The sequence below is a fragment of the Paracoccus sp. (in: a-proteobacteria) genome (assembly GCF_047605025.1).
In the GTDB taxonomy this organism is placed as follows: Bacteria; Pseudomonadota; Alphaproteobacteria; order Rhodobacterales; family Rhodobacteraceae; genus Paracoccus.
On sequence record NZ_JASGGO010000006.1, the window covers coordinates 113,029 to 126,067 of the forward strand.

General features: G+C 63.7%; 11 protein-coding genes. 4 read left to right on the forward strand and 7 right to left on the reverse strand.

The window, feature by feature from the left end:
* Window positions 1-53: 53 nt before the first annotated feature.
* From QM682_RS05595 to sucC, 7 genes are all read right to left on the reverse strand, one after another.
* On the reverse strand, window positions 54-431 hold the full coding sequence (locus QM682_RS05595) for a hypothetical protein (protein WP_415127943.1): 378 nt from the start codon (window positions 429-431) through the stop codon (window positions 54-56).
* 1 nt (window position 432) lies between these two features.
* Window positions 433-1,980: a 2-oxoglutarate dehydrogenase complex dihydrolipoyllysine-residue succinyltransferase gene (gene odhB, locus QM682_RS05600; RefSeq protein ID WP_415127945.1), complete on the reverse strand. Its 1,548-nt coding sequence runs from the start codon at window positions 1,978-1,980 to the stop codon at window positions 433-435.
* A 1-nt stretch (window position 1,981) separates the two neighbouring features.
* Window positions 1,982-4,948 carry a 2-oxoglutarate dehydrogenase E1 component gene (locus QM682_RS05605; protein WP_415127947.1) on the reverse strand — a complete coding sequence of 989 codons (2,967 nt, stop codon included), beginning with the start codon at window positions 4,946-4,948 and terminating at the stop codon, window positions 1,982-1,984.
* A 111-nt stretch (window positions 4,949-5,059) separates the two neighbouring features.
* Entirely contained in the window at window positions 5,060-5,503 is a 444-nt protein-coding gene (locus tag QM682_RS05610; protein WP_415127949.1) for a hypothetical protein, read from the reverse strand.
* Window positions 5,504-5,596: 93 nt separating this feature from the next.
* Window positions 5,597-6,481 carry a succinate--CoA ligase subunit alpha gene (gene sucD, locus QM682_RS05615; protein ID WP_415127951.1) on the reverse strand — a complete coding sequence of 295 codons (885 nt, stop codon included), beginning with the start codon at window positions 6,479-6,481 and terminating at the stop codon, window positions 5,597-5,599.
* Window positions 6,482-6,492: 11 nt separating this feature from the next.
* Entirely contained in the window at window positions 6,493-7,077 is a 585-nt protein-coding gene (locus tag QM682_RS05620) for a hypothetical protein (protein ID WP_415127953.1), read from the reverse strand.
* On the reverse strand, window positions 7,077-8,270 hold the full coding sequence (sucC, locus tag QM682_RS05625; RefSeq protein ID WP_415127955.1) for an ADP-forming succinate--CoA ligase subunit beta: 1,194 nt from the start codon (window positions 8,268-8,270) through the stop codon (window positions 7,077-7,079). Before sucC ends, QM682_RS05620 begins: the two co-directional genes overlap by 1 nt.
* Before the next feature lie 317 nt (window positions 8,271-8,587).
* Here sucC and QM682_RS05630 point away from each other — a divergent pair, with 317 nt between their 5' ends.
* The 4 genes from QM682_RS05630 to tnpC all read left to right on the forward strand — a co-directional run.
* Window positions 8,588-10,735 (forward strand): beta strand repeat-containing protein, encoded by a 2,148-nt coding sequence (locus QM682_RS05630; RefSeq protein WP_415127957.1) that lies wholly within the window; start codon window positions 8,588-8,590, stop codon window positions 10,733-10,735.
* 376 nt (window positions 10,736-11,111) lie between these two features.
* Window positions 11,112-11,483: a transposase gene (locus QM682_RS05635; protein WP_415127959.1), complete on the forward strand. Its 372-nt coding sequence runs from the start codon at window positions 11,112-11,114 to the stop codon at window positions 11,481-11,483.
* Entirely contained in the window at window positions 11,480-11,824 is a 345-nt protein-coding gene (gene tnpB, locus QM682_RS05640) for an IS66 family insertion sequence element accessory protein TnpB (RefSeq protein WP_415127961.1), read from the forward strand. The genes QM682_RS05635 and tnpB overlap by 4 nt, the downstream gene beginning before the upstream one ends.
* An 84-nt stretch (window positions 11,825-11,908) precedes the next feature.
* On the forward strand, window positions 11,909-13,039 hold a 1,131-nt coding region (gene tnpC / locus QM682_RS05645; RefSeq protein WP_415127963.1), incomplete at its 3' end, for an IS66 family transposase.

Here is a 13,039-nt window from a genome sequence, read left to right on the forward strand (position 1 = left end):
ATGAAGATAGCGAATGCGAGTATTGAAAACGCTATCAGTCCACCTCAGTCCTTCTACCAGTTCACTGCGGCTATGGCGGTCCACGCCCCGCAAGCAAACGCCACAAATGAAAGGAACGATGGCGCGATCATCAGCGAAAGAAAAGCCCACAGTCTTTGCGGCCCTGCTTTGCCCACGAATGCTAATTGAGCCTGGATATATGTAACTACGACTGCGAGTAATACGAGGCCGATCCCTGCAATAAAGTAGATAAGTGAAAGGCGAAGCGTCACTAGGTCGATTTTTGCCGTGGTTTTCTCAGCGGCAAGAATATTCGCCAGAAAGGCGAGCAAGGCCAGGCATGAACCTGCATTGAGTGTGAGCAGGCTCTTGAGACCGAACATCCCAAGTTCCTTGATCACGCCCCCATTCATGTCCTGGCCCTGCTCCATCTCACAGATCCATCAGCAGACGGCGCGGGTCTTCCAGGGCTTCCTTGACGCGGACCAGGAAGGTCACGGCGCCCTTGCCGTCCACGATGCGGTGGTCATAGCTCAGCGCCAGATACATCATCGGGCGGATGACGATCTGTCCGTTCACCACGACCGGGCGGTCCTGGATCTTGTGCATGCCCAGGATGCCCGATTGCGGCGGGTTCAGGATCGGCGAGGACATCAACGAGCCGTAGACGCCGCCGTTCGAGATGGTGAAGGTGCCGCCCTGCATTTCCGCCATGGTCAGCTTGCCGTCGCGGCCCTTGGTGCCCAGTTCGGCGATTTCCTTCTCGATCTGGGCGAAGCCCTTGCGGTCGGCATCGCGCACCACCGGTACGACCAGGCCGTTCGGGGTGCCGACGGCCACGCCCATATGGACGAAATGCTTGTAGACCACATCGCCGCCGTCGATCTCGGCATTGACCTCGGGGACTTCCTTCAGCGCGTGGCAGCAGGCTTTCACGAAGAAGGACATGAAGCCCAGCTTGACCTTGTGCTTCTTCTCGAACTGGTCCTTGTAGCTGTTGCGCAGGTCCATGACGCCCGACATGTCCACCTCGTTATAGGTGGTCAGCATCGCGGCGGTGTTCTGCGCGTCCTTCAGGCGGCGGGCGATGGTGGCGCGCAGGCGGGTCATCTTGACGCGCTCTTCGCGCGCGGCATCCTCGGCGGAGCTGGGGGCGCGGGGTGCCGCGGCGGGCGCGGGCGCCGCCGAAGGGGCGGGCGCCGAGCCGGCGCGGGCCACATCCTCTTTCATGACGCGCCCGTCGCGGCCCGAGCCGCTGACCGCATCGCGCGAAAGCCCCGCCTCGGCCATGGCCTTCTTGGCCGAGGGTGCGTCCTCGATATCCTTGCGGCGCGCGGGCGTCTCGGGACCGGCGCCGGGCGATTCGACGACGGCGGCGCGCTTCGCTTCGGGTTCGGCCTTGGCGGGGGCGGCGGCACCGGCGGCGCCTTCGGTGATCACGGCGAGCCGGGCCTTGGCATCGACCGTCTCACCCTCGGGGGCCAGGATTTCGGCCAGCACGCCCGAGGCGGGAGCCGGAACCTCGACCGACACCTTGTCGGTTTCAAGCTCACAGAGCATCTCGTCCTGGGTGACGCTGTCGCCAACCTTCTTGAACCAGGTCGCGACCGTCGCTTCGGTCACGCTTTCGCCCAGGGTGGGCACCATAACGTCGACGGATTTTCCGCTCATCTTTCTCTGTCCTTCCTGGGGCTTGCTGCCCGCTTCTACTTTCGGCAACATTTCCTCGGGGCCTGCGTCGCCCATTTCCGCGATCTGGGCCAGCAGGGCGTTCGGGGTGACCGTCTCGCCCTCGGGCGCGACGATCTCGGCCAGTTTCCCGGCAACGGGCGAGGGCACTTCCACCGTCACCTTGTCGGTTTCCAGTTCGCAGAGCATCTCATCGACCGCGACCGGGTCGCCCGGTTTCTTGAACCAGGTGGCCACGGTCGCTTCGGCGACGGATTCTCCCAGCGCGGGGACTCGGACTTGGGCCGCCATCTTACTGCTCGATGGTGATGGCTTCGGCCACCAGCGCCTCTTGCTCGGCCTTGTGACGCGAGGCCAGACCCGTCGCGGGCGATGCCGAGGCGGCGCGACCGACATAGCGCGGGCGGCTATGCTTGGCGCCGATGCGCGTCAGGACCCATTCGATATTCGGCTCGACAAAGGTCCAGCCGCCCATGTTCTTGGACTCTTCCTGGCACCAGACGACCTCGGCATCCTTGAACCGGGCCAGTTCCTTGGTCAGCGCCTGGGCCGGGAAGGGATAGAACTGCTCAAGCCGCATCAGATAGACATCGTCCGCCCCCGCGGCGTCGCGCGCGGCCAGAAGGTCGTAATAAACCTTGCCCGAGCAGATGACGACGCGGCGGATCTCGTTGTCGGGCTTCAGCGCCAGCTTGGAGTTGCCGCGCTCGGCATCGTCCCAAAGCACGCGGTGGAAGGTCGAGCCGGTCTGGAACTCTTCCGCTTTCGAGACCGCCATCGGGTGACGCAGCAGCGATTTCGGCGTCATCATGATCAGCGGCTTGCGGAAGGGGCGCTTCAATTGCCGGCGCAGGATGTGGAAATAGTTCGCGGGCGTGGTGCAGTTCGCGACGATCCAGTTATCCTCGGCCGACATTTGCAGCCAGCGTTCCAGACGCGCCGAACTGTGTTCCGGCCCCTGGCCTTCGTAGCCATGCGGCATCAGGACCACGAGGCCCGACATGCGCAGCCATTTCTTTTCGCCCGAGTTGATGAACTGGTCGAACATGATCTGCGCGCCATTGGCGAAATCGCCGAATTGCGCTTCCCACAGGGTCAGGGTGTTCGGCTCGGCCAGCGAATAGCCGTATTCGAAGCCCAGGACCGCATATTCCGACAGCATCGAATCGATGACCTCGTAGCGCGCCTGCCCGCCCCGGATGTGGTTCAGCGGATAGTAACGCTCCTCGGTGGCCTGGTCGATGAAGGCGGAATGACGCTGCGAGAAGGTGCCGCGGGTCGAATCCTGCCCTGCCAGCCGCACCGCCGAGCCTTCGACCAGCAGCGAGCCGAAGGCCAGCGCCTCGCCCGTGGCCCAGTCGAAGCCCGCGCCGGTCGCGAACATCTGCTTCTTGGCGTCCAGAAGCCGGCCCACGGTCTTGTGCAGTTCGAAGCCTTCGGGCGCGCGGGTCAGGGCGGTGCCGATCTCGGCCATGGTCTCGGGGGCGATGCCGGTCTGGCCGGCCTGATATTCCGCGCCCTCGGCCTCAAGGCCGGACCATTTGCCGTCCAGCCAGTCGGCCTTGTTCGGCTTGAAGTTCTTGCCGACCTCGAACTCTTCGTTCAGATGCGACTGGAAGGCGGCCTTCATCTCTTCGATCTCGCCGGCCGGAACCAGCCCGTCGGCGACCAGCCGTTCGGTGTAAAGCTGAAGCGTGGTCTTGTGGCTTTTGATGTTCTTATACATCGCCGGGTTGGTGAACATCGGCTCGTCGCCTTCGTTATGGCCGAAGCGGCGATAACAGAAGATGTCGATGACCACGTCCTTGTGGAACGTCTGGCGGAACTCGGTCGCGACCTTGGCGGCGTGGACCACCGCCTCGGGGTCGTCGCCGTTCACGTGGAAGATCGGCGCCTCGACCATCAGCGCGATGTCGGTGCAATAGGGCGAGGTGCGGCTGAAATGCGGCGCCGTGGTAAAGCCGATCTGGTTGTTCACCACGACATGGATGGTCCCGCCGGTGCCGTGGCCGCGAATCCCGGAAAGCTGGAAGCATTCCGCGACGATGCCCTGGCCCGCGAAGGCCGCGTCCCCGTGCAGCAGGATCGGCAGCACGGCGCTGCGGTGGGTGGTGTCGGACATCTGGTCCTGCTTGGCGCGGACCTTGCCCAGCACGACCGGGTTGACCGCCTCCAGGTGCGAGGGGTTGGCGGTCAGCGACAGGTGGACGGTGTTCTCGTCGAAGGTGCGATCGGACGAGGCGCCCAGGTGGTATTTCACGTCGCCCGAGCCGTCCACGTCCTCGGGCTTGTAGCTGCCGCCCTGGAATTCGTGGAAGATGGCGCGATAGGGCTTGCCCATGACATTGGCCAGGACCGAGAGGCGGCCGCGATGCGGCATGCCGATCACGACATCCTTGACCCCCAGCGCGCCGCCGCGCTTGATGATCTGCTCCATCGCGGGGATCAGCGCCTCGCCGCCGTCAAGGCCGAAACGCTTCGTGCCCATGTATTTGACATGCAGGAACTTCTCGAAGCCCTCGGCCTCGACCAGCTTGTTCAGGATGGCGCGGCGCCCCTCGCGGGTAAAGGCGATCTCCTTGCCATAGCCCTCGATCCGCTCCTTCAGCCAGCCGGCTTCCTCGGGGTTCGAGATATGCATGAACTGGATGGCGAAGGTGCCGCAATAGGTCCGCTTCATCAGGTCGGTGATCTGGCGGATCGAGGCGACCTGAAGGCCCAGCACGTTGTCGATGAAGATCGGCCGATCCAGGTCGGCCTCGGTGAAGCCGTAGTTCTCGGGGTTCAGATCGCCATTGTCGGGAACCTCGCGCATCCCCAGCGGGTCCAGGTCGGCATGCAGATGGCCCCGGATGCGGAAGGAGCGGATCAGCATGATCGCGCGGATGCTGTCCAGAACGGCACGCTTGAGCTGTTCGTCCGAAAGCTGCACGCCCTTTTCGCTGGCCTTGGCCGCGATCTTGTCCAGCGCGGCCTTGGCCTCGGCCTTGGGCATCACCGGCCATTCCCCGGTCAGTGCCGAGGTGTTTTCGTCGGTGGGGGCCGGTGGCCAGTCCGAACGGCTCCAGCTTGCGCCCTTGGCTTCGCGCGCGACGGTGCTTTCGTCATCGCCCAGGCTGCGGAAGAAGGCGTCCCACACTTGGTCCACGACGGCGGGGTTCGCCGCCCATTGGCCGTAAAGCTGTTCGACATAGGCCGCGTTATGCCCCTGAAGAAAGCTCGAATCATGCATGATTGCGTTGGGAGATTGATCGTTCATCTCTGATCGTCCAGTTGCTTGCCGTCGCGCTTCGGCGGCTGGTGAATGGGCAGAAGCGGCGTCGTCTGCCGGTCTGAGGGTCTGCGCATCTGCGGTCCTGGCGGGGTCATGTCAGGCACAGACGACATCGATCTTGGTGGCACCCGGATCGTCGAAAGGTGCATCCAGCGGCAGCCGCACGATGCGCGCGACCCCCCGTTTTTCCAGCCCGCACAGGGCGCGTGCGGCCTGTTGTTCGGCCCCGGCCGGCGCGCGGGCGGGGTGATAGATCAGCCGCCAGCCCGCATCGTTGCGGTTGATGGTGCGCACCGCCGGGGCAGGCAGGCCGGTGGACTGATGCAGGTCGGTGCGCGCGGGAACGCCGCCGCGCAGGATGTCTTCGCTTGGTCCGCGCCCGCAGGCGGCGGTCAGGACCAACAGCGCCAGGCACAGCGCGGACAGTCCCGGCGATGTGGCCAGGCCTGCCGGGAGGGGAAGGTGCCGCCGGCCCACGATCGGACCGAGGCTCTGTCCGAGCCTTTGGGCCTTCCTGGTCAAGATCCGTTTGCGGTCCAATCGCTTTACCTGAAGCGGGTTGTCATCGCGTGGCCCCCAGAAGGTAGGCGGGGACCACGCCTAAGTCAAAACTCTTACGATCTTGTTACCGGATCACCGGCCAATCGCCTTCAGCACGGCCTCGCCCAGGCCCGCCGGGCTGTCGGCGACGATGATCCCGGCCGATTTCATGGCCTCGATCTTGCTCTCCGCGTCGCCCTTGCCGCCCGAGACGATGGCGCCGGCATGGCCCATGCGGCGGCCCTTCGGCGCGGTCCGGCCCGCGATGAAGCCGGCGGTCGGCTTCCAGCGGCCCTTGCGCTTCTGCTCGGCCAGGAATTCGGCGGCCTCTTCCTCGGCGGAACCGCCGATCTCGCCGATCATGATGATCGATTCGGTTTCCGGGTCGTCCAGGAACATGCGCAGCACGTCGATATGCTCCATGCCCTTGATCGGGTCGCCGCCGATGCCCACGGCCGAGGATTGGCCCAGGCCCACGTCCGAGGTCTGCTTGACCGCCTCATAGGTCAGCGTCCCCGAGCGCGAGACGACGCCGACCGAGCCGCGCTTGAAGATGCTGCCCGGCATGATGCCGATCTTGCATTCGTCCGGCGTCATGATGCCGGGGCAGTTCGGCCCGATCAGCAGCGAGTTCGAGCCTTGCAGCGCGCGCTTGACCTTCATCATGTCCAGGACCGGGATGCCCTCGGTGATGGCTACGATCAGCGGGATTTCGGCGTCGATGGCCTCCAGGATCGAGTCGGCCGCGAAGGGCGGCGGCACATAGATCGCGGTCGCATTGGCGCCGGTCTTCGCCACGGCCTCGTGGACCGAGTTGAAGACGGGCAGGCCCAGATGCTCGGACCCGCCTTTGCCGGGGGTCACGCCGCCGACCATCTTGGTGCCATAGGCGATGGCCTGTTCGGTGTGGAAGGTGCCTTGGCTGCCGGTGAGACCCTGGCAGATGACTTTAGTGTCCTTGTTGACAAGAACGGACATGGTTTCGTTCCTTACTTCTGACCAGCGGCTGAGCCGGCGAATGTGTATAGAACCAGACCCGCGGGAAGCGACTGGTGGCCAAGCCGGACCGTGCGGTTGCCCGTCACGAATTGCAGCATGCCAACGTCGTTCGCCCAGGTCTTGGGCGGTTGCGATGGGGCGGTGCCATTGGTCTTTGCCATGGCACTGGCCGATGCCTTGAACAGCGCATCCGACACCCGGCCCTGCTGGGACTGGGCGACGATGCCGCAGAATTGGGCCTTGGGTGGCGGCGCACCGCCCGCCCGCGTCTTGCTAAGCTGGATCTGGACCGGACCCTGGGACAGATATTCGAAATCCGTGAACCCGTAGCCCGCGACATCGGCGTCGATGCCGTCTTCCTGGAATCCTGCCTGCAAGGCGGCGCGGCGGGTGGCGTCCAGGCTGCCGCTGCGCGCAAGCACGCCGCAGACGCTTTGGAACTGCATGCTAAGCTGTCCGACCTGCGCCTGGTCCGAGGCGGACATGCTGCTGCCGCCCTCCTCGCACCCTGCGAGCGCCAGCAGGGCGATGACCCCCGCGCCGGCGCCGAACAGCTTTCCCGCCGCCTTGTGCATCAGCCCTTGACCGCCTGCACGATCTTCTGCGCCGCGTCCGACAGGTCGTCGGCGGCGATGACGTTCAGGCCCGAATCGCCGATGATCTTCTTGCCCAGGTCCACGTTGGTGCCTTCCAGGCGCACGACCAGCGGAACCTGCAAGCCGACCTCCTTCACGGCGGCGATGATGCCTTCCGCGATGATGTCGCAGCGCATGATGCCGCCGAAGATGTTGACCAGGATGCCTTTGACGTTCGGGTCCGAGGTGATGATCTTGAACGCCTCGGTCACCTTTTCCTTGGTCGCGCCGCCGCCCACGTCCAGGAAGTTCGCCGGTTCCGCGCCGTAAAGCTTGATGATGTCCATGGTGGCCATGGCCAGGCCCGCGCCGTTCACCATGCAGCCGATCTCGCCGTCGAGCGCGATATAGTTCAGGTCGAACTTGGACGCGGCCAGTTCCTTGGGGTCTTCCTCGGTCTCGTCGCGCAGCGCCATGATGTCGGGCTGGCGGTAAAGGGCGTTGTTATCGAAGCCCATTTTCGCGTCGAGGCATTTGATGTTGCCATCGGGCGTCACGATCAGCGGGTTGATCTCCAGCATCTCCATGTCCTTTTCGATGAACATGCGATACAGGTTCTTGACCAGCGCCACGCATTGCTTGACCTGACCGCCGGTCAGACCCAGCGCGAAGGCCACGCGGCGGCCATGGAAATCCGACAGGCCCGAGGCCGGATCGACGCTGAAGCTGATGATTTTTTCGGGGGTCGAGGCAGCGACTTCCTCGATGTCCATGCCGCCCTCGGTCGAGGCGACGAAGCTGACGCGCGAGGTGCCGCGATCGACCAGCAGCGCAAGGTAAAGCTCGCGCGCGATGTCGCTGCCATCCTCGATATAGATGCGGTTGACCTGCTTGCCGGTCTCGCCGGTCTGGTGCGTGACCAGGGTGCGGCCCAGCATCTGGCGGCTCAGCTCCTCGGCTTCCGAGACCGATTTCGCCAGGCGGACGCCGCCTTTTTCACCGGCTTCCTTTTCCTTGAAATGACCCTTGCCGCGACCGCCGGCATGGATCTGCGCCTTGACGACCCAAAGCGGTCCGTCAAGCTCGCCGGCGGCGGTCTTGGCCTCGTCGGCCTTGATGACCACACGACCGTCCGAGACCGGCGCGCCGTATTGGCGCAGCAGCGCCTTGGCCTGGTATTCATGGATGTTCATGCTTATTCCCCGCATTTGTCGGTTGCTGGGCTTTTGGCACATTAGGGCTGCACGCCAAAGCGCCAAGTGCCTCAAATCACATAAAATCGACTTGTTTTCAGGGTTTGTGATCACACCCATTCCGGCTGTGATCGCAAAATTTCGCACCGTTATCGCCATCAGGCCCGGCACGGTATCCGCCGGACCCAGCGGTGCCAGGCGGGGGGCTTGCTTGACATGCCTGGCGATTGCGGCAGAACTCGTCGCCGGGAAAGTAAGGGTTTTTTTATTGAAAGCGGGATAATATGGCGATTGACGGAACAAGCGGAAGCGACACCTTGCGCGGGACCAACGCGTCCGAGGTCATCAACGGCCTGGCCGGGGATGACAGCATCTACGGCAATGGTGGCGACGATACGCTGAACGGCGGTTCGGGTAACGACACTTTTTATATCGGCGGCACAAGTATCGGCCGCGCCACTTATAACGGCGGCGACGGCGCGGACAGGATCCGGCTGTCCTCGGACGTGACGACTTCCAGCCTGCTGCTGACCTCCGCCTATGTGAACAGCACCGAGACGCTGGACTTCTCGATCTATGACATCGAGGGGACGGGGGCGAATGACATCATCAACATCAGCGGCATCACCTATGCGTCAAGCTATGACCGCATCTATCTTTACGATGGCAACGACACCTTCACCGGCTATGTCGGCAACGATCTGGTCGATGGCGGTTCGGGCAATGACGTGCTGAACGGCGGCGCGGGCAATGACAGCCTGACGGGCGGTTCGGGTGACGACACGCTGAACGGCGGCTCTGGCGACGATACCTTCTATATCGGCGGCACCGAGGTTGGCCGCGACAACTATAACGGCGGCGACGGCGCGGACAGGATCCGGCTGTCCTCGGACGTGACGACTTCCAGCCTGCTGCTGACCTCCGCCTATGTGAACAGCACCGAGACGCTGGACTTCTCGATCTATGACATCGAGGGGACGGGGGCGAATGACATCATCAACATCAGCGGCATCACCTATGCGTCAAGCTATGACCGCATCTATCTTTACGATGGCAACGACACCTTCACCGGCTATGTCGGCAACGATCTGGTCGATGGCGGTTCGGGCAATGACGTGCTGAACGGCGGCGCGGGCAATGACAGCCTGACGGGCGGTTCGGGTGACGACACGCTGAACGGCGGCTCTGGCGACGATACCTTCTATATCGGCGGCACCGAGGTTGGCCGCGACAACTATAACGGCGGCGACGGCGCGGACAGGATCCGGCTGTCCTCGGACGTGACGACTTCCAGCCTGCTGCTGACCTCCGCCTATGTGAACAGCACCGAGACGCTGGACTTCTCGATCTATGACATCGAGGGGACGGGGGCGAATGACATCATCAACATCAGCGGCATCACCTATGCGTCAAGCTATGACCGCATCTATCTTTACGATGGCAACGACACCTTCACCGGCTATGTCGGCAACGATCTGGTCGATGGCGGTTCGGGCAATGACGTGCTGAACGGCGGCGCGGGCAATGACAGCCTGACGGGCGATTCGGGCAACGACACGCTGATCGGTGGGGCCGGCGATGACCGGCTGGACGGCGGCGATGGGTTCGACCTGTTGGGCTACGGCGCCGCGACGGGCGGGATCCGGGTCAACCTGTCCCTGACATCGGCCCAGGTCATCGGCGGCGGCCAGGGCACGGATACCTTGCTGAACATCGAGAACGTCAACGGCTCGCGCTTTGCCGACGCGCTGACCGGCAACGCGGCGGCGAACGTGCTGAACGGCGGCGCCGGGAACGACGTGCTGAACGGCGGTGCGGGAAGGGATACCCTGAACGGCGGTGCCGGTAAGGACACGCTGAATGGCGGCGCGGGCAACGACGTGCTGAACGGCGGCGCGGGGATCGACACGGCCACCTTCGGCAATGCCTCGGGCGGGATAACGGTCGATCTGGCTCTGACGGCGCGGCAGTTCATCGGCGGCGGCTATGGCAGCGACCAGTTGATCCAGATCGAGAACGTCAACGGCTCGCGCTTCGCCGACGCACTGACTGGCAACGCGGCGGCGAACGTGCTGAACGGCGGTGCCGGGAACGATACGCTGAGCGGCGCGGCCGGGCACGACATGCTAAACGGCGGCGCGGGTGCGGACCAGTTGCGCGGCGGCGCCGGGAACGACACGCTGAACGGCGGTGCCGGGGCCGACACGCTGGCCGGAGGCGCGGGTGCCGATATCTTCGTTTTCGGCGTAAGCCAGGGCGCGGATCGCGTGACCGATTGGCAGAACGGCATCGACGGCTTGCGTATCCAGTCGGGCAGTTGGCAGGGGGTGCGCTATGACAGCTTCGACGACCTGCGTATCGGCCAGCAGGGGGCGAATGCCGTGATCACGCTGGGCGGCACCGTGATCACGCTGGCCAATGTGAATGCCGGACAGCTTGACGCCTCGGACTTCACCTTCGTCTAGGCATGAAAAAGATGGGATGACTGGGGGCCGCCCCGTTGCTTCCTCGGCGGGGTGGCAGGCTGGTGGTTAGCCGGGCAAGCTTTCCTGCTGGTCATGTATTCGGCAGGCACTGCCATGGATCTGTTTGTCGGTTTGGATGTTTCGGTTCGCACCACAAGCGTCTGTGTGATGGATGGCGCGGGTTGCTGCGCAATTTCGGCCTGAAAGTCGGTGCCGTTACACGCGCTCAATACGAGGCGCGCGTCATTGGACTGCTTGAACAGAAGCCGCATCTTGCCCTGTCGGTTGGTAAGCGTGGAGCCATGCGCGTGGGTTACTGCCGTTTTGTTGGGGGTTTATTGTCCTGTTGTGCGTAACGGCGGGAGGATATGCGTCCATGACTATCTCTACGGTCATCCCTACGACTGGTAGCTTCCAATTAGTGGAGGCTGTCGTGGAGCGGTTTGACGGTGCGCCTGTTGGCGAGCGGCGCCGATGGTCTGACGAGTTTAAGGCCGATGCGGTGGCGGCATCGCTTGAGCCGGGGATTAATGTTTCTGCGCTGGCGCGGCGATTGGGGCTGACCCCGCCGCAGCTGTTCGGTTGGCGCAAGGCGTTCCTGGATAAGCAGGGTGCCTCGCGAGGGGAGGCTCCGTCGACGCCTCCGGTGCAGATTGAGATTTTGTTCGGCGATATCACCATTCGCGTCGGCGCTGATTTTGGTGATGCTGGGCTACGGCGCATTCTTCGGGCGGTGCGTTCGGCATGATCCCGTCTGGCGTGAAGGTCTTCCTTGCCAGCCAGCCGATCGACTTCAGGAAGGGCATGGATTCTCTGCTGGCGCTGGTGCGCGACAGCGGCAGCGATCCGTTCAGTGGGTCGCTCTATGTGTTCCGCTCGAAACGGGCGGACAGGGTTCGCATCGTCTGGTGGGATGGCAGCGGGGTCTGTCTCTATGCAAAGCGTCTGGAGAAATCCTCGTTCTGCTGGCCGCGGATCGGCGCGGCGCGCGTGCATCTGAACCACGCCCAGCTCCTCGCACTTCTGGACGGGCTGGACTGGAAGCGGGTCCGGCCGATGACGGTAAAAGCCCCTGAACTTGTGGGATAATCTGCCTTTGGCAAAGTGAACTTTGGCGCCGTTCCAGCACGGAAACGCTGGGTCAAACCGGGCAATTCTGCTATCTTGTCCGGCATGAGCGCTGATGATCTTCCCCTTCCTGACGACATGGATCTGCTGAAATCCATGATCCGCGAAATGGCTGCGAAAGCAGTGCGCGCGGAGGGGCTTGAACGCGAGATCGAGGCGTTGAAGATCAGAAATGCCGCTGCGGAAGAGCGGATCAGTGAACTGACCGCCATCCTGAAGGCCTTTGACCGGGCGCGCTTCGGCCGTCGCTCGGAAAAGCTCGGTGCCATGTCGGCGGATGATGAAGCACAGCAGGCCTTTGTCTTCGAAGAGATCGAGATCGGTATTGCGGCATTGCAGGCGCAGGTTGGCAAGGGCCGCTCCGCGGGTGAAAAGCGCGCACCGCGCCCGCGCAAAGACTTCGCCCCGCATCTGGAGCGGATCGAGGTGGTGATCGAACCGGAAGACCTGCCGGAGCATGAGGGCAAGCAGAAGGTTCTGATCGGCGAGGACGTCTCGCAGCGGCTGGACGTGGTGCCGGCGAAGTTCCGCGTCATCGTCACCCGCCGCCCGAAATACGCCTTCAAGAACGCCGATGGCGTAATCCAGGCCCCGGCACCGGCCCATCTCATCGAGGGCGGCATCCCGACCGAGGCGCTGCTGGCCCAGATCGCGGTCTCCAAATATGCCGACGGCCTGCCGCTCTACCGCCAGGAGGGGATCTACGCCCGAGATGGCGTGGAACTTGAGCGCCGCCTGATGTCGCAATGGCTGGGCAGGGTCGGCTTCGAACTCGAACTCCTCGCCGGGCATGTGCTGACCGAGGTCTGCAAGGGTGAACGGGTCTTTGCGGATGAGACCAGTCTGCCGACCCTCGCTCCCGGCACGGGCAAAACCAAGACGGCCTGGCTCTGGGCCTACGCCCGCGACGACAGCACCTTCGGCGGGAATACCCCGCCCATGGTCGCCTATCGCTTCGAGGACAGCCGGTCCGGGGACTGTGTGCTCCGACATCTGCGCGGCTATCGCGGCATCCTGCAGGTCGATGGATACGGGGCCTACAACAAGCTGGTGCCCAAGGACGGCCGCAACGACAGCCTGCGGCTCGCCGGGTGTTGGGCGCACAGCAGGCGGAAGTTCTATGAACTTCATGTCGCAGGCAGTTCGCAGATTGCCACCGAAACGGTGAAAAGGATG

What these genes read in the sequence shown, in the direction of transcription:
- QM682_RS05595 (WP_415127943.1), bottom strand. Translation starts at nt 431, where the DNA reads ATGGAGCAGGGCCAGGACATGAATGGGGGCGTGATCAAGGAACTTGGG.
- odhB (WP_415127945.1), bottom strand. Translation starts at nt 1,980, where the DNA reads ATGGCGGCCCAAGTCCGAGTCCCCGCGCTGGGAGAATCCGTCGCCGAA.
- QM682_RS05605 (WP_415127947.1), bottom strand. Translation starts at nt 4,948, where the DNA reads ATGAACGATCAATCTCCCAACGCAATCATGCATGATTCGAGCTTTCTT.
- sucD (WP_415127951.1), bottom strand. Translation starts at nt 6,481, where the DNA reads ATGTCCGTTCTTGTCAACAAGGACACTAAAGTCATCTGCCAGGGTCTC.
- QM682_RS05620 (WP_415127953.1), bottom strand. Translation starts at nt 7,077, where the DNA reads ATGCACAAGGCGGCGGGAAAGCTGTTCGGCGCCGGCGCGGGGGTCATC.
- sucC (WP_415127955.1), bottom strand. Translation starts at nt 8,270, where the DNA reads ATGAACATCCATGAATACCAGGCCAAGGCGCTGCTGCGCCAATACGGC.
- QM682_RS05635 (WP_415127959.1), top strand. Translation starts at nt 11,112, where the DNA reads ATGACTATCTCTACGGTCATCCCTACGACTGGTAGCTTCCAATTAGTG.
- tnpB (WP_415127961.1), top strand. Translation starts at nt 11,480, where the DNA reads ATGATCCCGTCTGGCGTGAAGGTCTTCCTTGCCAGCCAGCCGATCGAC.